Annotated in this window: 21 protein-coding genes; 14 read left to right on the top strand and 7 right to left on the bottom strand. The window is 55.9% G+C overall.

Annotation, left to right across the window (positions count from 1 at the left end; all coding sequences use genetic code 11):
- Window positions 1-16: 16 nt before the first annotated feature.
- From ACQY4Z_RS06090 to ACQY4Z_RS06080, 3 genes are all read left to right on the top strand, one after another.
- Complete coding sequence (locus ACQY4Z_RS06090) at window positions 17-358, top strand: response regulator (protein ID WP_209177115.1); 342 nt, start codon at window positions 17-19, stop codon at window positions 356-358.
- A 222-nt stretch (window positions 359-580) separates the two neighbouring features.
- The gene (locus ACQY4Z_RS06085) at window positions 581-1,294 is read left to right on the top strand and encodes a Crp/Fnr family transcriptional regulator (protein WP_428527583.1); all 714 of its coding nucleotides are present in this window, start codon (window positions 581-583) and stop codon (window positions 1,292-1,294) included.
- Between the two features lie 134 nt (window positions 1,295-1,428).
- A complete protein-coding gene (locus ACQY4Z_RS06080) occupies window positions 1,429-2,517 on the top strand; it encodes a MerR family transcriptional regulator (RefSeq protein ID WP_428527581.1) in 1,089 nt (362 codons plus the stop codon).
- Window positions 2,518-2,579: 62 nt separating this feature from the next.
- Here the strand turns inward: ACQY4Z_RS06080 and hemN are convergent, their stop codons facing one another.
- Window positions 2,580-3,956: an oxygen-independent coproporphyrinogen III oxidase gene (hemN, locus tag ACQY4Z_RS06075; protein ID WP_428527579.1), complete on the bottom strand. Its 1,377-nt coding sequence runs from the start codon at window positions 3,954-3,956 to the stop codon at window positions 2,580-2,582.
- Window positions 3,957-4,215: 259 nt separating this feature from the next.
- On the opposite strand from hemN, the gene ACQY4Z_RS06070 reads away from it, so the two are divergent.
- From ACQY4Z_RS06070 to aroQ, 11 genes are all read left to right on the top strand, one after another.
- Window positions 4,216-5,319 (top strand): AbrB family transcriptional regulator, encoded by a 1,104-nt coding sequence (locus ACQY4Z_RS06070; RefSeq protein ID WP_428527577.1) that lies wholly within the window; start codon window positions 4,216-4,218, stop codon window positions 5,317-5,319.
- Window positions 5,320-5,523: 204 nt separating this feature from the next.
- Complete coding sequence (gene ccoN, locus ACQY4Z_RS06065) at window positions 5,524-7,179, top strand: cytochrome-c oxidase, cbb3-type subunit I (RefSeq protein ID WP_428527575.1); 1,656 nt, start codon at window positions 5,524-5,526, stop codon at window positions 7,177-7,179.
- A 14-nt stretch (window positions 7,180-7,193) separates the two neighbouring features.
- Entirely contained in the window at window positions 7,194-7,928 is a 735-nt protein-coding gene (gene ccoO, locus ACQY4Z_RS06060; RefSeq protein WP_133947855.1) for a cytochrome-c oxidase, cbb3-type subunit II, read from the top strand.
- A 5-nt stretch (window positions 7,929-7,933) separates the two neighbouring features.
- Window positions 7,934-8,089, top strand: a complete 156-nt coding sequence (locus ACQY4Z_RS06055) for a cbb3-type cytochrome c oxidase subunit 3 (RefSeq protein ID WP_133947853.1) — start codon at window positions 7,934-7,936, stop codon at window positions 8,087-8,089.
- 3 nt (window positions 8,090-8,092) lie between these two features.
- Window positions 8,093-8,971, top strand: a complete 879-nt coding sequence (gene ccoP, locus ACQY4Z_RS06050) for a cytochrome-c oxidase, cbb3-type subunit III (protein WP_409689845.1) — start codon at window positions 8,093-8,095, stop codon at window positions 8,969-8,971.
- 264 nt (window positions 8,972-9,235) lie between these two features.
- Window positions 9,236-10,699: a cytochrome c oxidase accessory protein CcoG gene (gene ccoG / locus ACQY4Z_RS06045; protein WP_209002271.1), complete on the top strand. Its 1,464-nt coding sequence runs from the start codon at window positions 9,236-9,238 to the stop codon at window positions 10,697-10,699.
- A 139-nt stretch (window positions 10,700-10,838) separates the two neighbouring features.
- A complete protein-coding gene (locus tag ACQY4Z_RS06040) occupies window positions 10,839-11,351 on the top strand; it encodes a FixH family protein (RefSeq protein ID WP_209172980.1) in 513 nt (170 codons plus the stop codon).
- A gap of 10 nt (window positions 11,352-11,361) precedes the next feature.
- Complete coding sequence (locus ACQY4Z_RS06035; protein WP_428527571.1) at window positions 11,362-13,614, top strand: heavy metal translocating P-type ATPase; 2,253 nt, start codon at window positions 11,362-11,364, stop codon at window positions 13,612-13,614.
- A 1-nt stretch (window position 13,615) separates the two neighbouring features.
- The gene (ccoS, locus tag ACQY4Z_RS06030; protein ID WP_008193235.1) at window positions 13,616-13,780 is read left to right on the top strand and encodes a cbb3-type cytochrome oxidase assembly protein CcoS; all 165 of its coding nucleotides are present in this window, start codon (window positions 13,616-13,618) and stop codon (window positions 13,778-13,780) included.
- A 494-nt stretch (window positions 13,781-14,274) separates the two neighbouring features.
- Window positions 14,275-14,811 carry a response regulator gene (locus ACQY4Z_RS06025; RefSeq protein ID WP_428527568.1) on the top strand — a complete coding sequence of 179 codons (537 nt, stop codon included), beginning with the start codon at window positions 14,275-14,277 and terminating at the stop codon, window positions 14,809-14,811.
- Window positions 14,812-15,243: 432 nt separating this feature from the next.
- Entirely contained in the window at window positions 15,244-15,687 is a 444-nt protein-coding gene (gene aroQ, locus ACQY4Z_RS06020) for a type II 3-dehydroquinate dehydratase (RefSeq protein WP_428527566.1), read from the top strand.
- 32 nt (window positions 15,688-15,719) lie between these two features.
- Here aroQ and ACQY4Z_RS06015 read toward each other — a convergent pair whose 3' ends face one another.
- The 6 genes from ACQY4Z_RS06015 to urtB form a co-directional block, all read right to left on the bottom strand.
- Window positions 15,720-16,541, bottom strand: a complete 822-nt coding sequence (locus ACQY4Z_RS06015; protein WP_428527564.1) for a sugar transferase — start codon at window positions 16,539-16,541, stop codon at window positions 15,720-15,722.
- Window positions 16,542-16,813: 272 nt separating this feature from the next.
- The gene (locus ACQY4Z_RS06010; RefSeq protein ID WP_428527562.1) at window positions 16,814-18,121 is read right to left on the bottom strand and encodes a UDP-glucose dehydrogenase family protein; all 1,308 of its coding nucleotides are present in this window, start codon (window positions 18,119-18,121) and stop codon (window positions 16,814-16,816) included.
- A 242-nt stretch (window positions 18,122-18,363) separates the two neighbouring features.
- Window positions 18,364-19,059: an urea ABC transporter ATP-binding subunit UrtE gene (gene urtE / locus ACQY4Z_RS06005; RefSeq protein ID WP_428527560.1), complete on the bottom strand. Its 696-nt coding sequence runs from the start codon at window positions 19,057-19,059 to the stop codon at window positions 18,364-18,366.
- Window positions 19,060-19,062: 3 nt separating this feature from the next.
- The gene (gene urtD / locus ACQY4Z_RS06000) at window positions 19,063-19,809 is read right to left on the bottom strand and encodes an urea ABC transporter ATP-binding protein UrtD (protein ID WP_209177128.1); all 747 of its coding nucleotides are present in this window, start codon (window positions 19,807-19,809) and stop codon (window positions 19,063-19,065) included.
- 3 nt (window positions 19,810-19,812) lie between these two features.
- Entirely contained in the window at window positions 19,813-21,045 is a 1,233-nt protein-coding gene (gene urtC, locus ACQY4Z_RS05995; protein WP_209172985.1) for an urea ABC transporter permease subunit UrtC, read from the bottom strand.
- Complete coding sequence (gene urtB / locus ACQY4Z_RS05990; protein ID WP_428527557.1) at window positions 21,042-22,661, bottom strand: urea ABC transporter permease subunit UrtB; 1,620 nt, start codon at window positions 22,659-22,661, stop codon at window positions 21,042-21,044. Before urtB ends, urtC begins: the two co-directional genes overlap by 4 nt.
- Window positions 22,662-22,743: the final 82 nt, after the last annotated feature.

Here is a 22,743-nt window from a genome sequence, read left to right as displayed (position 1 = left end):
GTGAGGACATTGCCGAGTGATTGTTCACATTGTCGAAGACGATCGGGCTGTTGCCGACGCACTTTATATAGTGCTTGGTGAGCTGGGTTATCTTCCGACCGTTTACAGTGATGGTGAAACTTTTCTGGCCGAAGCGACCGTTTCGGCCAACGATATTGTCTTGCTTGACCTGGGACTTCCGGGAATGAGCGGTGTGGATGTTGCCCATCAACTGAATTCGCGGGCGAGCGCTCCCCGCATCATCGCGATCTCCGGCAAGACCCGCGCCGGCTTGAACAGACATCTCAGGGATTTGCCCGATATGCCGCTGTTGAGAAAGCCGCTGTCGATGGAAGCTTTGGCAGAGGCTGTGGCATAATCTCCTGCGTCCGAATATCTCATATGTAGTTCTTCTTACGCAGACACCCTAATTTCTCCTGCAACATCTGATAGATACAGTTTCTTCTGCGGTTGGCCGAACGTCGGACGGGACGTTTTGCAGCAACAGTCGAACCACGGCCCTCTCATAAGAGCGGTCGCCAATTCAACAGTTGCCATGACCGGACTACGCCGCACAGGTCTGTGCGCAGGAGGGATTTAAATGGCTTACTATGAAGCAGATACTTTCGGGCATGCGGTTGGAACCGGTCGTCCGGTCGCCGAGATGTGTGCATCCAAAGAGACTTCTTTTGAACATTTTGGGGCCAAACAGGCCCACTACGATACCCACGCTGTGATATATTACGAGGGGGATCCGGCGAAGCGGCTCTATGAGTTGGCGAGCGGTACGGTGATGCTTTACAAGCTGCTGCCGGACGGACGCCGTCAGGTTGTTGAAGTTTTGCGCCCGGGCGATCTGTTTGGACTGTCTGGAGCTGAAGAGAACGATTGCACCGCGGAAACGCTGACGGATGCGAAGGTCAATGAGATCGATCTGCGCCACGTTGAGAAATCGGCGGATTTGCAGCGGCACCTGACCAAATGCCTGACCAAGCAAATGCGTCTGCTTCATGAACATGCCGTCCTGCTTGGCCGGAAATCTGCAGTTGAGCGTGTCGCTAGCTTTCTGATGCATCTGGTGCCGAACCGCGGCGGCCTTGGCTGCACCGGTCCGGTAGACGAAAGCGAGGACGGTTACGACCTCCAGCTCCACATGACGCGGCAGGAAATCGCAGATTATCTCGGACTAACCATTGAAACCGTCAGCCGTGTGGTCTCGGATATGAAGCGCCGCGGGATCATCCGTGTGGACCGCTCTGACAAAATCCACCTCAATAAGGTCTGCGGCCTGTGCCAAATGACAGGCATGCACTGAACACAGTGCGCTAGTCCAATTAACAGCCGCGGATCCGTCTGCGGCTTTTTCTTTTAAGGTTGGCGAAATAAACGCATTTTGCCCCTTGAGTCGGACCTATGGTCATACCTTACAGCGACGCTCAGGAGGTTCTCATGGACAAGAAAATCCAGAACGACGTTCTTTTGACGGCTGCCGAATGTGCTGCGAGGACCGGGCTGTCGGTTAAGACGCTCCGGGTCTATGAAGCTCAGGGCCTGATAACGCCAAAGCGCACGGAGAAGAACTGGCGCCTGTACGGCACAAATGAGATTGTTCGGTTAAATGAGGTCATCATCCTCAAACAGTTGGGTCTCAGTCTTTCCAAGATCAGCGAGCTCCTCTCTGGTCAGCCGGCGAATTTGGAACGGCTTCTGGAAATCCAGGCTGCAACACTGCGCACCCGCAGTGCGCAGATCGAGGCCAGTTTGCGGCTGGTCGGGCAGCTGCAGCTCAAAGCTCAGAACGGCCTGTCCATGGAGGATCTCCTTTCGCTCGCAAAGGAGACCCATATGCATGAAGCAACAGACGATATCGCATGGCGCCGGTATGAGCAGGCACGCCCGCGGACCCAGGTTGAAATCGACCCAAAGAGTTTGAAGGATTATGTCGGCGACTACAGGTTTGAAGACGGGCTGACTGGCAAAGTAAGGGCGGACGATGGAAAATTGTTTGGTGGGCTCTTGGGGCAGCCTGAGTTCGAATTATTCGCCGAGGCGCCGGACAAATTCTTTCTGAAGATCACGCCTGCTCAGGTGACGTTTGATCGGGACCAGACGGGGCTTGTCCAAGGTTTGGTTCTTCATCAGGAGGGGTTTGAACTCAAGGCAAGCCGATGCGAACCTGGAACCTTTCAAAAAGCTGAAGACGCTCTGCAGGATCGTGTCAACGCCAATGAGCCCTATCCCGGTAGCGCGGACAAATTGCGGACGATCATTGCCGAGTGTGCTGCTGGAACGGTCAACTATGATGACTATACACCGCAGCTCGCCAGCGTCATCCGTGAGCAACATCAGATGGTCCGTCAGGAGCTGGAGCAGCTCGGAGCGCTCAAGACCCTGGACTTCCGGGGCGTAGGTGCCGGTGGCTACGACCTTTATACAGTCGATTTTGACAATGGACGGCTGGAATGGGGGCTTTCCAAAGCAGCAGATGGCCGTTTGAACGGGCTTTTCATGCGCCCCGCACCCTGTGACATTGTCTAGAAACAAAGCGGATCGCCGGGTTCCTTCGGCGATCCGCTTGGTTGTTGTGTGGTTGATTGGCCTTAGACAGCCGCAGAATGCCGGGCTTTGCCCGCCGCCTGACTGTCGGCCAGATAGGCGTCAAACGCTGCAGCCGCGAGGCGTACATACGGGCGGCCTTCATCTGTTACCCGAACCACGGTGCTGTTGTTTTGCTTGCGGTTGATCTGCACAAGACCGTCAGCGGCAAGTTCATCAAGAGCGTCCATGGAGGATTGCAGATGATGAATGCCGGTATGGTAAGCTGAACACACCTCATCGAGGTCGCAGGCGTAGTTGGTCATCAGCTCTTCAATGATGCGGCCACGCAGCCTGTCATCAATGGACAACGGTAACCCTTTGGAAACCGGCAATTTACCGGCTTCAATGCTGCGTTGCCAGTTGCCGACATCCGGCAGGTTTTGAACGAATCCCTTGCTGAGCTTGCCAATCGAGGAAACGCCGAACCCGATCAGCTGTTCTCCCTGGTCGGTCGTATAACCCTGGAAGTTGCGTTTGAGCGAGCCATCGTTGAGCGCAACGGCCATGCTGTCGTCCGGCCGTGCAAAGTGATCAAGGCCGATCGCCACATAGCCCGCCTTCAGCAACTCGCTGCGCGCAAGGTCCGCCATGGCCAGCCGTTCTGCGGCGGAGGGCAGGGAGGTCTCGTCAATCAACCGCTGATGCTTCCGCATCCAGGGAACATGTGCGTAGCCGAACAGTGCAATCCGGCCAGGATTCAAAAACAGGGTCTTTTCAACGGTGTCCAGAATGGACTGTTCCGATTGACCCGGCAGTCCGTACATCAGATCGAAATTCAACGCATCAAGCCCGGCCTTTCGCAAGTACCCGGTCGTCTGCTCAACCACTTCAAAAGGCTGGACACGGCCAATTGCCTTTTGAACGTCCAGATCGAAGTCCTGAACTCCAAGGCTTGCCCGGTTGATGCCGACCTGAACCAGAGTGTCCGCCAGTTCCTGTGTCACAAGGCGCGGGTCCAGTTCGATCGCGTGCTCCAGATCCGGGTCGAAATCGAACAGAACCCGCATTAGTCCGGTGAGTTCCACAAGGCTCTGCCGCGGCAGCAAGCTTGGCGTACCACCACCCCAATGAATGTGTTTGACGGGGCCAGCTTTTTGCAGGTGAGCCGCAGTCAACTCAAGTTCCCTGCACATTGTGTCGGCATAGGCCTTCAGCGGCGCATCCTTGCGCGTTGCCTTGGTATGGCATCCACAATAGTGGCAGATCTCCCGGCAATAGGGGACATGGAGATAGAGAGATAACGTGTCCTGCGGACCTATTGATTGCAGCCAATCAACATAAACATCTGCCGACACCCCATCATGGAAGTGAGGAGCGGTCGGATAGCTGGTGTAGCGCGGTACATTGCGCATCGCATAGGAGAGCGTTTTCGTCATCATGAGGCAACTATTGGCCGCCAGTCCGCGTGCCGCCTTGATATCGCTCAACCAGGTCGGACCATTTTGGTAATTTCCAGCCGCAATCAAACCGAAGTCACGCTTTAGGCTGACGAATGCTCCTTTATGATTGAAGATACATCGTCTTCGACGATCAGAATGTATCGAAAAAATGATTACATTGATCAATGTGATCAATCATGATTCAGCTGGTCGTTGAGGTTATAAGGTGTCACCCCAAGACAACCAGGTGACGTAGAATATGAACGAACTCCGGTTTGAGACACTCTGGAAGTTTCCGGCGACGCTGGCGATTGCCGTGGCGGGCGGGGCTATGTTTCATCTTGCCGGTTTGCCGGCGGCATGGTTGTCCGGTGCCATGATTCTCGTTGCCGCTGCGACCCTGGCGGGCGTCCCGACTGTGATGCCGAACAAATTCCGCGACGGCCTGTTTGTTCTTCTTGGCATTTCCATGGGGGCAGGCGTCCAGCCGGAAGTTGTCGAACGGGTATCCGAATGGCCGCTGTCCATGGCGATGTTGTTGCTCGTTGTCGTTGGGGTCACCATTGCTGGATACTGCGTTTTGAGATACGCAGCCCATTGGCAAAAGGAGACGGCATTTTTTGGCGCAATCCCTGGCACTCTGGCTTATGTTATCGTGCTTGCGTCTGAAAGACGTGCAGATCTTCCCAGAATTGCCTCCACGCAATCGGTCCGGTTGTTCTTCCTGATTGCGTTTCTGCCATTTGCGGTCGTTTCCACAACGGACACCGATGCCAGTGTCACGGTCAGCCGGTATGCGTCCGATCTGTGGGATTACGCCATCGGGGTGCCGTTCTGCATTCTGGGCAGCCTTCTTGCCGTGAAAGTGCGGTTTCCAGGTGGATGGATGACAGGTGCCTTTTTCACGAGTGCCGCTCTGAACGCGTCCGGTGCCATTCATCTTGTATTGCCGGAAAGTATCGTCCTCACCTGTATGGTCGCGATGGGAGCTGTGATTGGTTGCCGGTTTAATGAGATGACCTTTCGCGAATTTGTAAGCGTCTTGAGCGCTTCGGTTGCCGCATTTGCTGCGGCTTTCTCCGTTTCCGTTGCAGGGGCAGGATTTGTCTCGTGGATGATAGACATCCCCTTTGGGCAGGCGCTTCTGGCTTTTGCGCCGGGCGGACTTGAGGTCATGACCCTGATGGCGTTTGTGCTCGATCTGGATCCGGCGTTCGTTGCGGCTCACCAGATTGTTCGCTTCACGGGAATGGTCCTGCTGTTGCCCGCAATCACATTGATCACCATCGGCAGGGCACCCCAGTCATCCGGTACCGCCCGACACTCCTCCACGATTGCAACGTCTGACAAACCAATGACCTGATTTCTCAAGACCGTCATGTCTTTAAGAGGGAGCCTGGCGCCTCCTGAAAGCCACCTTTTTCCTACCTGCGATAATCTGTCCCAAGCTTCACCGGGGGTGGGTTTCTGATTCTTGACATGAATCAACGCATCCATTCCGGAACCGTGCGCACTGTCTTGCCATCGTTGGCACCTTGTAACGATTTTAAAGACTGGGGCGCTAAATATGGCACAACAAAAGACCGGATTGGTCTCGCTCGAGGAAGGCGGCTTCGCCATCTTCCTTGTGCTCCTTGCATTTGCCTGCCTTATCGTGGCGGGCAAGACCTTTGATCAGGTTATGGCATTTCACGCTAGCGTCGGCGCATTGTTCGCCGCACTCGGCGTGTTTTACATCTTCAAGAATTTCTTCGACGACGGCGGGCAAGCGATTCCGCAAGAAATCGATGGAAAACCCAACTACAACATTGGCCCCGTCAAGTTTGGCGCAATCGCGGCCATGTTCTGGGGCATCGCCGGCTTCACAGTCGGTCTTGTGATCGCGCTTCAGCTGGCTTGGCCCGCGTTGAACTTTGATCTGCCCTGGACCAACTTCGGCCGCCTGCGCCCGTTGCACACCTCCGCGGTGATTTTTGCATTTGGCGGCAACGTTCTTCTGGCAACATCGATGTATGTCGTGCAGCGGACCTGCCGCGCGCGGATGCCAGGCAAGATCCTGCCCTGGTTCGTAATCCTGGGCTACAACGCCTTTATCGTCATTGCCGGAACCGGTTACTTGCTGGGTGCCACTCAGGGCAAGGAATATGCCGAGCCGGAATGGTACGCTGACCTTTGGCTGACCATCGTTTGGGTGTTCTACCTGCTCCTCTTCCTTGGAACCCTGTGGAAGCGGAAAGAGCCGCACATCTATGTCGCGAACTGGTTCTATCTTGCGTTCATCGTGACCATCGCGGTGCTGCACATCACCAACAACCTGACCATCCCTGTGTCGATCTATTCGACCCAGTCCGTGATCGTCTGGGCCGGTGTCCAAGATGCGATGGTTCAGTGGTGGTATGGCCACAACGCGGTAGGCTTCTTCCTGACAGCTGGCTTCCTCGCCATCATGTACTACTTCATCCCGAAGCGGGCTGAACGGCCGGTCTATTCCTACCGCCTGTCGATCGTTCACTTCTGGGCGCTGATCTTCATCTACATCTGGGCTGGCCCGCACCACTTGCACTACACGGCTCTGCCGCAATGGGCATCAACACTTGGTGCGACCTTCTCCATCATCCTGTGGATGCCGTCCTGGGGTGGCATGATCAACGGCCTGATGACCCTGTCGGGTGCATGGGACAAGCTGCGGACCGATCCGGTTCTGCGCATGATGGTGGTTTCCGTTGCCTTCTATGGCATGTCCACCTTCGAAGGGCCTTTGATGTCCCTGCGGGCTGTTAACTCCCTGTCGCACTACACCGACTGGACCATTGGTCACGTTCACTCCGGTGCGCTTGGTTGGGTTGGCTACATCTCCTTCGGCGCGATCTACTGCCTCGTTCCGTGGCTGTGGAACAAGAAGGGCCTGTATTCCCTGAAACTGGTGAACTGGCACTTCTGGCTGTCGACGCTCGGTATCGTTCTCTACATCACCGCGATGTGGGTGTCCGGCATCATGCAAGGCCTGATGTGGCGCGCATACGACAGCCTCGGCTTCCTGGAGTACTCCTTCGTGGAAACCGTTGAAGCGATGCATCCCTTCTACATCATCCGTGCTCTCGGCGGTGCGCTCTTCGTGGTCGGCGCCCTGATCATGGCCTACAATCTCTGGATGACTGTCCGTCACGGCGAGGCTGAAGAAGCCGACGCTCTACCGGCAGGCTCCCTGGCTGCGGCCGAATAAGGGGAGGGACAAAAATGTCTGCATGGAAAAAACACGAAATATTTGAGAAGAACTCGATCATCCTTGTGATCGGTATTCTCGTGGCCATCTCTGTCGGTGGCCTGGTTGAGATCGCTCCACTCTTCTATCTGAAGAGCACGATCGAAAAGACGGAAGGAATGCGGCCCTATACGCCGCTGGAGCTCGCAGGCCGCGAAATCTACATTCGGGAGGGGTGCTATACGTGCCACTCCCAGATGATCCGTCCGATGCGCGATGAGTTGGAGCGCTACGGCCACTTCTCACTGGCAGCGGAGTCGATGTACGACCATCCGTTCCAGTGGGGGTCAAAACGGACCGGTCCGGACCTTGCCCGTGTTGGCGGCAAGTACTCCGATGACTGGCACGTTGAGCACTTGATCGATCCGCGCTCGCTGGTTCCGGCCTCGATCATGCCTGGCTATCCGTTCCTTGCCGAGACCGAGCTGTTCACCCGTGACATTCAGGGTCACGTCAGCGCCAATATGGTGGTGGGTGTTCCCTACACGGATGCACAACTCGAGTTCGCTGTTGCCGATGCCATCGGTCAGGCGTCTCCGGACACCGACGGGGCTTATGACTTCGAAGAGCGTTGGCCGAATTCGGCGGTCCGCGACTTCGACGGCAACCCGCGTAAGGTCACCGAGATGGATGCGCTCGTCGCCTATCTTCAGGTGCTCGGAACCATGGTCGACTTCTCGATCTACGACAACAAAGCCAACCTGAGGTAAGTGCGATGAACGAGACATACTCTGCCCTCGCGGCCTTCGCGCAAACCGGTGGCCTTATCTACTTCATGATCCTGTTTGGCATCGTTCTGGCCTACGCCTTGTGGCCGAAGAACCGTGAAAAGTTCGATGATGCCGCCCAGATCCCGTTTCGGGAGGACTGATCCATGTCTGATACACATCCAAAGGAAGTCGACCAGGTATCCGGGGTCGAAACCACAGGCCATGAGTGGGATGGCCTGAAGGAACTGAACAATCCGTTGCCGAAATGGTGGCTATACCTGTTCTACGTCACCATCGTCTGGGCTGTGATTTATTGGGTGCTTTACCCATCATGGCCGCTGATTTCCAGCTACACCACCGGTGTTCTGGGATCCAGCCAGCGGGCTGAAGCCCTTGCAGCCCTTGAAGAAGGCGTTGCCGGTCGCTCCCAGTTCGCTGACCAGATCGTTGCGACCCCGTTGGCAGACATCTCCAACGACCAGCAGCTCCTGCAATTTGCGATGGCCAATGGCCGGGCTGCATTCGGCGACAACTGTGCACCGTGTCACGGGGCCGGCGGGACCGGATTTGAAGGCTATCCGAACCTTCAGGACGACACCTGGATCTGGGGCGGTACGCTGGATGACATCCACACCACGCTGCTTCACGGCATTCGTGTCGACAATGACAACGCACGCTTTGGCGAGATGCCGGCTTATGGGCGCGATGAACTCTTGAGTAAAGAGGAAATCAGCCAGGTTGCCAATTACGTCGCCTCCCGCACAGGCTTGGAAACCGATGAGGGTGTAGATCTTACGGCGGGTGAAACCCTCTACGTAGACAACTGCGCAGCGTGTCACGGTGACAATCTGGAAGGTATTCAGGATGTCGGCGCACCAAGCCTGATGTCGGCGAACTACCTCTATGGCAAGTCGCTGGACGCTATCAAGGCTCAGATCACCAACCCGCGCAATGGCGTCATGCCCGCCTGGGAAGATCGTCTTGATCCGGCAACGATCAAGTCGCTGACAGTTTATGTCCATGCCTTCGGTGGCGGCCAGTAAACTGTTCAAAATGGTGCGACAAAAACGCCAGACTTGGCTTTGATTTGATCCGGCGCAAAGAGGATATCTTTGCGCCGGATTATCTTATGCGCATGGTGGAACTCCACCAGATCAGCGGCAGGTCAACCGGGCCCGGTTGTGCCGCCAAAGCTGATCGTTTTTGAAGCTAAAGAGCATCTTTTTGCGTTCACCAGAACAAACGATGCTCTGGGCATTTGGTTGAAGATCCTATTGGGGCAGGATCGGGCAAAGAGGACGGACGGTATGTCTACCGACACCGAAACGCACGAGGGCGGCCACGACGACGAGTGGTTTGCGTCTGCCAAGAAAATTTATCCCATGGCAACCCATGGTCTGTTCCGGCGGATCAAATGGGCGCTGCTATTTATTACCCTGGGCATCTACTATTTCCTGCCCTTCATAAGATACGACCGCGGCCCGAATGCACCGAACCAGGCTGTGCTCGTGGATATGGACAATGCCCGCGGTTACTTCTTCTTTATCGAAATTTGGCCGCAGGAAGTCTATTACTTGACCGGCCTGTTGATCATTGCGGCTGTGACCCTTTTTCTCATGAACGCAGTCGCTGGCCGAATTTGGTGCGGATACCTGTGTCCGCAAACGGTTTGGACTGACCTGTTCCTCTGGGTAGAGCGCAAGGTTGAGGGCGACCGCCGCGAGCGGATTGCGCTCGACAAGGAGCCTTGGTCCGCCTCGAAGGTTGGCAAACGGGCAACAAAACACTTTTTCTGGCTGATGATCGCCTGGTGGACGGGCGGCGCTTGGGTGCTTTATTTCAACGACGCGCCGACGCTGGTTTGGCAGCTACTGACGTTCCAGGCTCCGATGGTTGCCTATATGTGGATCGGCATCTTGACCGCGACCACATATCTGCTGGCCGGGTTCATGCGGGAACAGGTTTGCATTTATATGTGCCCTTGGCCGCGGATTCAGGCGGCCCTGACCGACGAAAAAGCGCTCAACGTCACCTATCGCTGGGATCGCGGTGAGCCGCGCGGGTCACTCAAGCATAACAAGGAACTCGAAGCGCAGGGCCTCCCGGCAGGTGACTGCATCGACTGCTACCAGTGCTTCCAGGTTTGTCCGACCGGCGTTGATATTCGCAAAGGTCCTCAGCTTGATTGTATTCAATGTGGTCTGTGCATTGATGCCTGCGACAACATCATGACGAAGGTTGGCAAGCCCACCGGCCTGATTGCCTATGATACCGACGAAAACATTGAGCGCCGGATCGAGGGCAAGGAACCGGTCTATGAGATCGTCCGGGTTCGGACTGTCATCTATGCGGCTGTCATTGCTGTAGTCGGCATTATCATGCTGGCAGCGCTTTTGACCCGAGACTTTGCCGACATCAGCGTTCTGCATGACCGGAACCCGGTTTACGTGGAACAGTCCGACGGCTCGGTCCGCAACGGCTACACCGTGCGTCTGTCCAACAAACGCCGCCATGATCGGCACTTCATGCTGCACGTCGAAGGCATGCCACCGAACACACAGGTCGAAGCTGTTGGTGTGACTGAGACCTTTGCTGGTCGGCCGATCATCCAAGTTGGACCAGACACGACACGGGAAATCCGCGTTCTTGTGACCTCACCACCTTGGGAAAAGATGCCGCACTCAACTCCGGTGACGTTCCGGATCACCGAAAGTGTGATGGGGGAAGTCATTACCGCGAAGGACACATTCAAAGCGCCGGATCCGGACTAAGCCGGAGCTCTGGACGCTGAGAGACAACCAAACACCTCGCCCTTTTGGCGAGCTCCTGAAAGGGGCGGGGTGATGATCAGACAAACGCTCTTTTGCTGAAGAGGGGCCCTCAGCAAAAGACCACGCCGAGGAGACGGATATGGCGATGGCTGAGACAAACGGAAGAGATCCTAAAGCAATCACTGGCAAGACAGTCCTGCTGTGGCTGGTCGGGTTCTTCGGTGTGATCTTCCTGACCAACGGGATCTTTCTTTACTACGCGCTTGGGACCTTTCCGGGTGTCGCCGTAGAGAGTTCTTATGAAGCCGGTCAGGCCTACAATCACGAAATTGCAGCGGCGAAAGCACAGGAGCAACTGAACTGGACCATATCCAGTGAATTGACGCGTCAGGCCGATGGCAGCGGCAAGCTCCTGGTCCTTGCGAAGGATGCCGCAGATGCACCGCTTTACGGGATCAATGTCGAGGCGACCCTGAAGCACCCGGCACAGGTCAATGCCGACATCGCTTTGATCCTGACAGCGGACGGCGGCGGCCGGTATATCTCCGAGGTTGACGCATTGCCGGCCGGAAACTGGACGCTGCATCTTGAAGTAACCGAGAACGGCGAACGCAAGTTCAAGTCCGAAAATCGCATATTCATCAAGGAATGAGGCGGCAGAAGTGACGGTTCATCAGCGCGATTGGCAGGCTTTTGTAGTTCCAGCAGATGACGGCGCGGTTCATATGGACTTGGCCGTTGACGGCATTACCTGTGCGGCATGTATGGGCGAAATCGAGCGCGGCCTGAAGCGGCTCCCGGGCATCCGCAAGGCCCGCGTCAATCTGACATCTCAGCGGCTGGCGGTTGACTGGGTCGAAGACCAGACCGGAGCTGATGAAATCGTCGCTGAACTGGAACGGTTGGGATATGCGGCTCACCCGTTTGATCCGGCAAGTCAGAAAGAACGGCAGGACAAGACCGGCAAGCAATTGCTGCGCTGCCTGGCAGTCTCCGGGTTTGCTGGCATGAACATCATGCTGTTGTCCGTTTCCGTGTGGTCGGGAAACGCGAGCGATATCACCCCGGAAACCCGGGACTTCTTTCACTGGCTCTCGGCTCTGATCGCCTTGCCGACCGTTGCCTATTCCGGTCAGCCGTTTGTCAAAAGCGCGTTCCGTGCCTTGTCCGCCGGCCGTCTGAATATGGACGTGCCGATTGTCATTGGTGTTGGTTTGGCCGTCGCGCTGTCGGTCGTCCAAACCATCCAGCATCATCACCATGCCTATTTTGAATCGGCTGTGATGCTGCTCTTTTTCCTGCTTGTCGGGCGGTATCTTGACCACAACATGCGCGGGCGCACGCGCTCGTTTGCCGAAAATATTGCAGCTTTGAAAGCCGAGGTGGCAGCCAGGATCAACCCGGATGGGTCGGTTCGAGAAGTTCCCTTGTCCAAGATTGCGGCTGGAGACCTTGTACTGGTCGCAGGCGGTGAGCGCGTGCCGGTGGACGGCGTGGTCTCAAGCGGCATTTCCGAAATCGACCAAAGCCTTGTGACAGGAGAGAGCGTTCTTGTCCCCGTCAAGCCGGGCCAGCGGGTTTATGCCGGCACTCTCAACGGGGCCGGGGCGTTGCAGATCCGCGTAGAAGCGGCCTCAGGCGCGACGCTTCTCGATGAAGTCAACCGGTTGCTTGAGACGGCGTCACAAGCCAAATCGAAATATGTCCGCATTGCCGACCGCGCTGCCCAGCTTTACGCGCCGCTCGTTCATGGAGCCGCTGGCCTCACCTTCCTGGGCTGGCTTTTGGCGGGCATGGAGTGGCAGCCGGCACTTGTGATCGCCATCTCGGTCCTGATCATTACCTGCCCGTGTGCGCTTGGATTGGCGGTTCCTGCCGTCCAGGTCGTTGCCTCAGGACAATTGTTCAAGTCCGGTGTCTTGCTGAACTCCGCTGACGCGATTGAACGTATGGCCGATATCGACACGATCCTGTTCGACAAAACCGGAACGCTGACCCTGGCTGAACCGGAGCTGGTCGGAGAGCTTGATCGGCAAGATCCCGTGCTGGCTTTGGCCGGTCAGTTGGCATTGGCAAGCCGCCATCCCCTGTCCATGGCCCTGGTGAAGGCCACCGGCGCGCTTGTCCCGCTTGCCAATGTACAGGAAGTATCTGGTGCTGGCCTTGAAACTCATGTCGATGGGCAGCGGCTGCGGCTCGGAAGTCCGTTGTTCTGCGGTGCAACCACAGAAGCAATTGAAGAACGCCTGTTGGCAGTGCCAGGGGCGTCGCTGCTGGCTATTCAATATGGCGAAGAGCCCGTGCGCTTGTTGGCAGTTCGCCAGAAGCTCCGCTCCGATGCGCGAGATGTCGTCGATCAATTGAAAGCGCAGGGGTATGCTCTTGAGATTGTGTCAGGTGATACGCAGCCTTCTGTGGCAGAGTGTGCCGAAGCACTTGGAATTGAGAATTGGCAAGCCGCGATGACGCCTTCTGCGAAAATCGCCCGTCTGGAAGCCCTGCAGGCCGATGGCCGGAAAGTGCTGATGGTCGGTGACGGATTGAACGATGCGCCAGCGCTCGCCGGAGCGCATGTGTCGTTGTCTCCTGTCTCCGCTGTTCATCTTAGTCAGGCGGCAGCTGACGCCGTCTTTCTCGGCAAAAAACTTCAGCCAGTTTTTGATGCACTACGGCTGTCCATACGGGCGCGGCGCGCAATTGAACAAAACCTCTGGATTTCGACCGTTTATAATATCATTGCAGTGCCGATCGCAGTTGCCGGATACGTGACGCCCTTGATGGCGGCCGTCGCCATGTCCGCTTCGTCATTGGCGGTTACGGCCAATGCGCTGCGATTGAAATGGGGCAACCGGGTTGCAACTGATGTTGAGGCTACGGCCGCCTTCGGCCCGGCAGCAAGCACCAAGGGAGAGTGAAATGGATGTCTTGATTTTTCTAATCCCGATTGCCCTCGTACTCGGTGGCGTGGGCCTCGTAGCCTTTCTCTGGTCCTTAAAGACCGGGCAATATGATGATCTGGAAGGGGCGAAATGGCGCATTCTGGATGACGATGATCTCCCCGAACGCAAAAACACCCAGTGACCTGTGCAAGGGAGCTCCCGTACCGGCTATGTCAGGAAAGGATGTTCGATAGGACCATGCCGGTCGCAACGATCAGCAGCCCTATCCCTGAAAGCAGAAGCATGTTCGGGCGATACGCCCCGCTCACGTTTGATTGTAAATGATGCTCTTTGGAGCTAGGTGCGCTGTCCGGAGCGTTGTTTTCATCTTCGGTCATATATCGAACGATCACCCATAAGCCTGTTTGTCAATTTCCAGCGGGAAGACAGCCCATATTTTTGGGACCAGTCATCTGGAGAATGGCGCTGCAGTTTGAAAGTCCTGTTAATCGGATGGCCGCAAAAGTCTTAATTCTTCGCAACATTACTAAAACGTAAGGGCAGGGATTACGAATTAACCAGTTCTCCAATAAAATGGCTTAGCTTTACAACTTGAGAGCATGTTCAATGCCGGAACGCGACTAACGCATTGTTCAGAAATTCATGTCAGAGAAGACATGAACTTAGGAGGATTGGGTGAGCCTGGATCTGGCCTCGTTGACGTTTTTGCTGGTGGAAGACAGCGCGTATATGCGGACCATTCTGCGCACGATGCTGCAGGGGTTCGGAGCGCGGCGGATTGTCGAAGCCGAAGATGGCGCATCCGGGTTGGAGGCGATGGACCGTGCTAACCCGGATATCTTGATCCTTGATTGGGTCATGCCGATTCTTGACGGCGCGGACATGGTTCGGATGATCCGCAGCCCAAACAATCCTTTTGCCTACATTCCGATTATCATGGTGACCGCTCATACGGAGCGCAGCCGTATTGTCGAAGCGCGGCGGCTTGGTGTTCACGAACTGCTTTCCAAACCGATTTCCGCCAAGGCGCTTTATCAGCGGGTGTCGAGTGTGATCGTTCAGCCACGGGACTTTATCAAGACCGCGACCTATTTTGGTCCGGCCCCGCGCGAGATCCGCAATCGTCAGAAAATCTGGCAAGGTGGTCCTGGGGAACAGTCTGGTGGCGACCAAGGAAATGGCGGTGACGGCGCAGTCACAGCTATCGGTTAGGTCTGCTCAGACGCCCCTAAGCGGCTGACTGTTTCGGGTCTGCAGTATTCTCTGCGCCCAATCCATCTGTCTGGCTTAGTGAAGCGCTAGCGTCAGAGAATTGCGCCAGTAGATCCAAATCAACAGTGTAATTGTCGAGCAGGAATTGCGAAAGAACATCTATAGGGAGATGTTGATACCCTTCAACAGCTTCATTGAGGGCTTCTAGTGTATCTAGTCTTTCACGAATTTTTATCATGACATCCCAAGTCAATCACGAATCATGACCTTTGTTATGATGTAGGGTTAATAATAGGTAATTGTCTGGAGGGCAACAGCTGTCCGGAAAATAAGCTGTAATTGAAAACCAATTATATTTTGTTCACACCAATGCGCACTTGTTGCTAAACAAAACGCACCTTAGGTCTACAGGTGACAATAAAGGATCTCGCAATGGCTGCCGTCGTTTACGTTTTGAATGGCCCCAACCTCAATCTTCTGGGCAAGCGGCAGCCAGAGATTTACGGGGCGCAAACCCTGGCCGATGTTGAAGAGTTGTGCCGGTCCACCGCGGCGCGCTTGGGCATGATCGCCGATTGCCGGCAAAGCAACGCGGAACATGAACTGATTGATTGGATTCAGGAGGCACGGGATACAGCCGCCGCGATCGTTATCAATCCTGCGGCTTACTCGCACACGTCTGTCGCCATTCTTGATGCTCTGAACGCTTGTGAGTTTCCGGTTATCGAGGTGCATATCTCCAACATTCACAAGCGTGAAGAATTCCGTCATCACTCCTACGTTTCAAGCCGCGCAGATGCAGTTATCGCCGGATGTGGTGTCCAAGGCTATGAGTTGGCGCTCACCCACGCCGCAGCTTTAGTTACCGCTGACTAAATTCACGGCTTAAAAACGATGAATTGGAACAACTAGGCGCCGCTTCCTTTCAGGAATTCGCGGGCGATCGTGCGAACCACGATTTTAGCATCGAGCCACAAACTCACGTTCTCAATATATGCCAGATCATATTCGAGCCGCAGGCGGGCCGATTCAGCGTCGGAAGCATCCCCGCGGTATCCGTTAACCTGAGCAAGTCCGGTAATGCCCGGTAAAACCTGAAGCCGGTCATAGTAGCGGTAGTCGAGGCACTCATAGGGAACACCGCCTGCCTGCATTCCAGGCACATAAGGCCGTGGTCCAACCAAGGACATGTGCCCCTGCAGGACGTTCCAAAGCTGGGGGAGTTCATCGAAGCTGCTTTGGCGCAAGAAGCGCCCAACCCATGTGACACGCTGATCCCCGACAATTGTATGCTGCAAGCCTGTGTGGTCACATTGATCTACAAACATCGTCCGGTACTTCAGGATCGAGAACGGCTGTCCGTTGATCCCAAGTCGAGTCTGACGGAAAAATACGGGCCCGCGGCTTGTCAATTTGATTGTGAGGGCAATTCCAGCCAGAAGTGGAAACAGGAGTATCAGTCCAGCGACTGCTCCGACGATGTCGAAGCCCCGTTTCAATGCACACTGCAATGGCCGTGCTTCATATACTGGCCGCTTCACTTCGGCGTACGGTGACACTGCTTTTCGCAGCTGACGGGCGGTCAATATCCGTTTTGCCGTTCCACCGCGGATTTTCTGCACCCGGTGTGATCTGGTGCCTCTGAACAAGCCCGTAGACGCCGTTGCGAAGGAAAAGCGGTGATGCTTTCGAGCCTTCTTACCATCGTCTGTAAGCGTCTCATCCGCCATTCGTTTTCAACACCCACTATGCCAATGAATCTGACTTGCCAAGCGGACCATAAATCAGAACATTTTCAGGTTCCAATTAAATATTAGTAAAGCGTTAACGTTGTGATCCAAATCACGAAGTGTATGAGATAAAATACCTATTTGCGTTTTTCGAAAAAGCGACGTCCCTATTTTTCCTTGCGCGGGCCTCCTGGCAGAGGGACGTGCAAGCCTGGAAATGCCGCGAAAGACACCGTAAACCCCGAGGTTTGCAACCTCTCTACAACCATTTATCAGTACGTGCGGCCAACGCTCGTATAGTCGAAACCAGCTTCTGCCATGTATGCAGGTGTGTAGATGTTCCGAAGGTCTGCAACCTTTGGGGTTTTGACCAGCGATTTCACGCGCTCCAGATCCAGCGCCCGGAATTGGTCCCACTCGGTCACGATCACGATCGCATCAGCACCTTCGATCGCGTGGTAAGGACCGTCACAGAACATGACGTCCTGCATAAGTTTGGCGGCCTCTTCCATGCTCGCCGGGTCAAAGGCGCGAATCTTGGCACCGGCTGCTTGCAGTTTTTGAACGATGTCGATACTGGGCGCTTCGCGCATGTCATCGGTGTTCGGTTTGAAGGCGAGGCCGAGTAGGGCGATTGTTTTGCCGTTGACATCCCCACCCATGAAATCAATGACCTTGTCGGCCATCTTCTTCTTCCGCGCTGCGTTCACCTCGATCACCGAGTCGACGATTTTCAGCCCGGATTCCGCGTTGGCTGCGATCTTGGACAGTGCAAGCGTATCTTTCGGGAAGCAGGAGCCGCCGTAGCCAGGCCCCGCGTGCAAGAACTTGGAGCCAATCCGGTTGTCCAGACCAATGCCGCGGGAGACTTCCTGAACATTGCCGCCGACCTTCTCGCAAAGGTCCGCAATTTCGTTGATGAAGGTGATCTTCACGGCAAGGAAGGCGTTGGCAGCATATTTGATGAGTTCAGACGTGCGGCGCTTGGTGACCAGGATCGGCGTCTCATTGAGATAGAGCGGCCGGTAGAGCTCCCGCATGACATCCACAGCCTTGGCGCTGTCTGTGCCGACTACAACACGGTCTGGACGTTTGAAATCTTCGATCGCAGCACCTTCCCGCAAGAACTCCGGGTTTGAGACGACTGCAAAGTCCGCATCGGGACGGGTCTTGCGGATAATCGCTTCCACTTCGTCCCCTGTGCCGACCGGAACGGTTGATTTCGTCACCACTACCGTGAACCCGTCAATGAGCGTGGCGATTTCTTCGGCTGCTGCATACACATATGTCAGGTCCGCATGTCCGTCGCCCCGGCGGGTCGGGGTTCCAACCGCGATGAAGACAGCGTCAGCGCCTTTGACAGCTTCTTCTGCATCGGTCGAAAAGAAAAGCCGCTCTTCCGAAACGTTCTTGGCGACCAGTTCTTGCAGGCCAGGCTCATAGATCGGGATCTCACCCTTGTTCAGGGCATCGATCTTGGCAGCATCCTTGTCAATGCAGGTTACAATGTGGCCGAAGTCGGCAAAACAGGTTCCAGATACCAGACCGACATACCCGGTCCCAATCATCGCAACGCGCATCGTCTATCCCAGTTTTTCCAGACAGGATCGTTTATCCCGTCAAAGGCGCGGCTGGGGCACGCAATACCCTTAGCCGAAGAAGAAAACTCAGCGCGTTGGTACCGGCTTTCTGACAGGTGTCAATCCACTAAGGGCTGCACTGGAACCAATTGCGCCAAGTTGCGGCCCTTATGCCGCAGTTTTCGGCACACTATTATGACGGCAATATTTCTTGCCTTGGTTTTCCAGGCAAGTTTGGACCATCAGACCGTCAGAAAGCGCCTGACGTCCGTCTCAGACATGTCGTCGCCACGTCCGGATAAAACCACTTCGCCGCGGTCCATCACCGCGTAATCATCTGCAAGATCCCGGGCGAACTCGAAATACTGTTCAACCAGGACAATTGCCATTGTTCCTTGATCCCTAAGCCATGAGATGGCCCGGCCAATGTCCTTTATGATCGATGGCTGAATTCCTTCGGTCGGTTCATCAAGAACCAGCAGTTTTGGGCGAGTCACTAAGGCTCTGGCGATCGCAAGCTGCTGCTGTTGCCCGCCGGATAGATCGCCGCCACGGCGATGCAGCATGTCTTTCAACACTGGAAAAAGCTCAAAGATCGTATCTGGGATAAACCGTTCCTTGCGCGGGATCGGCGCATAACCGGTTTCCAAGTTCTCTTTGACGGACAAAAGCGGAAACACTTCGCGCCCTTGTGGAACAATGGCGATGCCCTTCTTGGCCCTTGCATGCGGCGGCAGGTTGGAAATGTCCTCTCCGTTCCAAATGATATGCCCGGAACTAATGGGCTGCTGGCCAGCGACTGCGCGCAACGTCGACGTCTTGCCAACCCCGTTACGGCCCATAAGGCAGGTCACCTTGCCAGTTTCAGCACTCAAAGAGACACCTTTCAGTGCTTGAGCGGCGCCATAGTGGAGATTTATGTTTTCGACTTTGAGCATGTCTCACCGCCCCAGATAGACTTCAACAACCCGCTCGTCGGCGGAGACGTGATCAAGAGAGCCCTCGGCCAGAACAGATCCTTCGTGCAGGACCGTGACTTTCACACCGAGGGAGCGGACGAAATCCATGTCGTGTTCGACAACAACGACGGAGTGGTCCTTGGCGATCTCTTTCAACAGTTCAGCTGTTTCCGCCGTTTCCGCGTCGGTCATACCGGCGGCCGGTTCATCCACGAGCAAGAGCTTTGGATCCTGGGCGAGCAGCATCCCGATTTCCAGCCATTGTTTTTGGCCGTGGGAGAGATTTGCTGCCAGCTCATCGCGTTTTTCGCCAAGCCGGATCAGCTCAAGCAGCTCCTCAATCCGCTTTTTTTCAGCGCCTGTAACGACGTGAAACAGGGTTGCGAACGGTCCCCGGGGTGCTTTGAGCGACAATTCGAGATTGTCCCAGACCGTGTGACTTTCAAACACGGTCGGCTTTTGAAACTTGCGGCCAATGCCAAGCTCGGCGATGGAGGCTTCGTCTTCTCCAGTTAGGTCGATGACCCCATTAAAGAAAACCTCTCCCGTATCAGGCCGGGTCTTGCCGGTGATGATGTCCATCATCGTGGTTTTGCCGGCACCATTCGGGCCGATGATTGCCCGCATTTCGCCTGGATCGATTGTGAGCGACAGATCGTTGATTGCCTTGAAGCCGTCGAAGGAGACTGAGACACCGTCCAGATAAAGCTGGCTTGTTGATCTGGCCATGAGTTACTCCGCGGGCTGAGGTTCTGATGAGAGGGGTTTGCCTTTTCCTGGCCCGGCAAGATTGGCGGGCGCAGCCGGGCTTTGAGGCGGTGCTGTCGGCGGCGTACCAGACCCGCTTTCCGCGCTTGCCGACACTTTGCGCTGCTTCAGTGCCGTCCACCCTTGTGAGACTGTCCCGACAATTCCTTTGGGCAGGAACAGGGTAACCACCACGAACAGGCCGCCGAGAGCGAAAAGCCAGATGTCCGGGAGGACGGCGGTGAACCACGTCTTGGCGAAGTTCACAAGAACTGCTCCGAGGACGGCGCCGACCAGTGTCCCACGCCCGCCAACTGCGACCCAGATCACCACTTCAATGGAATTGGCTGGCGCGAACTCGCCCGGGTTGATGATGCCAACTTGAGGAACATAAAGTGCACCTGCAATCCCGGCCATCATCGCTGATATGGTCCAGACAAAGAGCTTATAGTGTTCGACCCTGTAGCCGAGGAACCGTGTCCGGCTTTCCGCATCGCGCACGGCGACCAGCACCTTGCCCAGTTTGGACCGCGTGATCGCCCGGCAGATGATGTAACAAAGGCCGAGGGCAATCCCGGAGGCTGCGAAGAGCGCCGCCCGTGTCGTGTCCGCCTGGATGTCGAACCCAAGGATGTCTTTGAAATCGGTTAGGCCGTTGTTGCCGCCGAACCCCATGTCATTGCGGAAGAAGGCCAGCAACAGCGCGTAGGTAAGGGCCTGCGTGATGATGGAGAGGTAAACGCCAGTAACGCGCGAGCGGAAAGCGAACCAGCCGAACACGAAGGCTAGAGCGCCTGGAACCAACACCACCATCAGTGCCGCAAACCAGAACATGTCAAAGCCGTACCAGAACCACGGTAGGGCATCCCAGTTCAAAAATACCATGAAGTCGGGAAGGATCGGGTCGCCATAAACACCCCGGCTGCCGATCTGGCGCATCAGGTACATGCCCATTGCATAACCGCCGAGCGCAAAGAAGGCGGCATGGCCGAGCGACAAGATTCCGCAGAAGCCCCAGACGAGATCGACAGACAGGGCCAACAGCGCGTAGGTCAGGTACTTGCCCATCAGCGCAACCGCATAGGTCGGAACATGGAAAGGGGAATCTTCCGGGACCAGGAGATTGCCGGCCGGGACCAGCAAGATTACAGCGGTGAGCAGCGCTAGGAAGATACCCGCACGGGCGTCCATGGCGCGGAAAAGAAAGGACGTCATCATGCTTCAACTGCCCGGCCCTTGAGGGCAAACAGACCCCGTGGACGCTTTTGAATGAATAGAATGATGAAGACGAGCACCAGGATCTTCGCGAGAACCGCTCCTGCGTAAGGCTCGAGGAACTTGTTGACCACGCCAAGGGTCATGGCGCCAACCAGCGTGCCCCAAAGGTTTCCGACCCCGCCAAAGACGACGACCATGAAGCTGTCGATGATGTAGCCTTGTCCAAGGTTCGGGGAAACGTTGTCGATCTGGGAGAGAGCTACGCCAGCAATCCCCGCGATCCCTGAACCGAGGCCAAAGGTCAGAGCGTCGATCCAGGGCGTGCGGATCCCCATGGACGCGGCCATACGCCGGTTCTGGGTAACAGCACGTGTATAGAGACCAAAGGGGGTTTTCTTCAGAACCAGGATCAGCCCGGCGAAGACCAGCAGGGCAAACAGGATGATCCACATCCGATTGTAGGTGACCGTCATCTGACCGATCTCGAAGGCGCCGGACATCCAGTCAGGATTGCCGACTTCGCGGTTTGTCGGGCCAAAAATCGACCGGACGGCTTGTTGGAGGATGAGCGAAATGCCCCAGGTGGCGAGAAGAGTTTCCAAGGGGCGGCCATAGAGCCAGCGGATGACGCCGCGCTCAATCCCAATGCCGATGAGGCCAGAGGTCGCAAAAGCAAGCGGAAGAGCAATGAACAGGGAATAGTCGAAAAGGCCCGGCGCGGAGGTGCGGATCAGCTCCTGCACCACAAAGGTCACATAGGCCCCGATCATGACCATTTCACCGTGGGCCATGTTAATGACACCCATGACGCCGAAGGTGATGGCAAGGCCAATTGCGGCAAGCAGCAAAACAGAGCCGAGCGACAGGCCGTACCAGATGTTCTGAGCGGCGTCCCAGGTGGCGATGGACTTCTCGATCTTGGCAACTGCGTTTGCGGCAGCTTCTTGAACCGCGCCCGTGGAGGCGGATTGAGTAGCAATCAGAAGGGAGAGCGCATCCCGGTTGCCCATGTCGGACAACGTTTGAACTGCCCCAAGCTTTTCACTCTCATCCAGATCGGAATTCAGGACGGCCGCCGCGCGCGCCTGCTCCATGACTGTGCGGACGTTGTCGTCGGTTTCGGCGGCGAGCGCTTCATCCAGCGCTTCAATCTTCTCCGGATCTTGGGCTTTGAAAATCGCTTCGGCGGCTGTCATGCGGACAGCCGGATCGGGTGCCTGCAGGGTCAGTGATCCAAGTGCAGCTCGTATGACGCGGCGGAGCCGGTTATTGACCTTGATCTTTTTGACCTCTCGGCGTCCCGCCGTACCAGCGTCCTCTCCTGTGAGCGGGTCGGTGAGATTGTAGGATTTCCCCTCCCTTTGAGCGATGAAGACCATTCCGTCGGATTTGCGGAAGTAAAGATCGCCCGCGCTGAGCGCTTCAAGGGCTGGCGCAACAGCCGGATCGCCGGTTGCCTTGAGCGCTTCAACCTGGCGCTGGGTTTCGTCGAATTTGCCTTTGGCAAGTTCATTGACCAGCGGCCGGAACGCTTCGCTGCTGACTTGTGCGGAAACTGATCCGATTGACAGCACTGCAAGGCATAGGAGAACGAGGAATGATTTCAAAAAGGACATTGGTCCACCGCGGTTGGAAGATATCCGCCAATCATCCTGCGGATCCGCTGTCACGGCGTCTCGAAGGATGAAGTTCCTTTAG

This window comes from Roseibium sp., from assembly GCF_965276855.1.
Classification (GTDB): Bacteria; Pseudomonadota; Alphaproteobacteria; order Rhizobiales; family Stappiaceae; genus Roseibium.
This window is presented reverse-complemented; position numbering and strand designations above follow the sequence as displayed.

Bases quoted from the DNA above. Each gene is read 5' to 3' on its own strand.
- ccoN (WP_428527575.1), top strand. From the start codon at position 5,524: ATGGCACAACAAAAGACCGGATTGGTCTCGCTCGAGGAAGGCGGCTTC.
- urtE (WP_428527560.1), bottom strand. From the start codon at position 19,059: ATGCTCAAAGTCGAAAACATAAATCTCCACTATGGCGCCGCTCAAGCA.
- urtB (WP_428527557.1), bottom strand. From the start codon at position 22,661: ATGTCCTTTTTGAAATCATTCCTCGTTCTCCTATGCCTTGCAGTGCTG.
- ccoS (WP_008193235.1), top strand. From the start codon at position 13,616: ATGGATGTCTTGATTTTTCTAATCCCGATTGCCCTCGTACTCGGTGGC.
- hemN (WP_428527579.1), bottom strand. From the start codon at position 3,956: ATGATGACGAAAACGCTCTCCTATGCGATGCGCAATGTACCGCGCTAC.
- ACQY4Z_RS06085 (WP_428527583.1), top strand. From the start codon at position 581: ATGGCTTACTATGAAGCAGATACTTTCGGGCATGCGGTTGGAACCGGT.
- ACQY4Z_RS06010 (WP_428527562.1), bottom strand. From the start codon at position 18,121: ATGCGCGTTGCGATGATTGGGACCGGGTATGTCGGTCTGGTATCTGGA.
- urtC (WP_209172985.1), bottom strand. From the start codon at position 21,045: ATGATGACGTCCTTTCTTTTCCGCGCCATGGACGCCCGTGCGGGTATC.
- aroQ (WP_428527566.1), top strand. From the start codon at position 15,244: ATGGCTGCCGTCGTTTACGTTTTGAATGGCCCCAACCTCAATCTTCTG.
- ccoP (WP_409689845.1), top strand. From the start codon at position 8,093: ATGTCTGATACACATCCAAAGGAAGTCGACCAGGTATCCGGGGTCGAA.
- ACQY4Z_RS06055 (WP_133947853.1), top strand. From the start codon at position 7,934: ATGAACGAGACATACTCTGCCCTCGCGGCCTTCGCGCAAACCGGTGGC.
- ACQY4Z_RS06040 (WP_209172980.1), top strand. From the start codon at position 10,839: ATGGCGATGGCTGAGACAAACGGAAGAGATCCTAAAGCAATCACTGGC.
- ACQY4Z_RS06070 (WP_428527577.1), top strand. From the start codon at position 4,216: ATGAACGAACTCCGGTTTGAGACACTCTGGAAGTTTCCGGCGACGCTG.
- ccoG (WP_209002271.1), top strand. From the start codon at position 9,236: ATGTCTACCGACACCGAAACGCACGAGGGCGGCCACGACGACGAGTGG.
- ccoO (WP_133947855.1), top strand. From the start codon at position 7,194: ATGTCTGCATGGAAAAAACACGAAATATTTGAGAAGAACTCGATCATC.
- ACQY4Z_RS06080 (WP_428527581.1), top strand. From the start codon at position 1,429: ATGGACAAGAAAATCCAGAACGACGTTCTTTTGACGGCTGCCGAATGT.
- ACQY4Z_RS06015 (WP_428527564.1), bottom strand. From the start codon at position 16,541: ATGGCGGATGAGACGCTTACAGACGATGGTAAGAAGGCTCGAAAGCAT.
- urtD (WP_209177128.1), bottom strand. From the start codon at position 19,809: ATGGCCAGATCAACAAGCCAGCTTTATCTGGACGGTGTCTCAGTCTCC.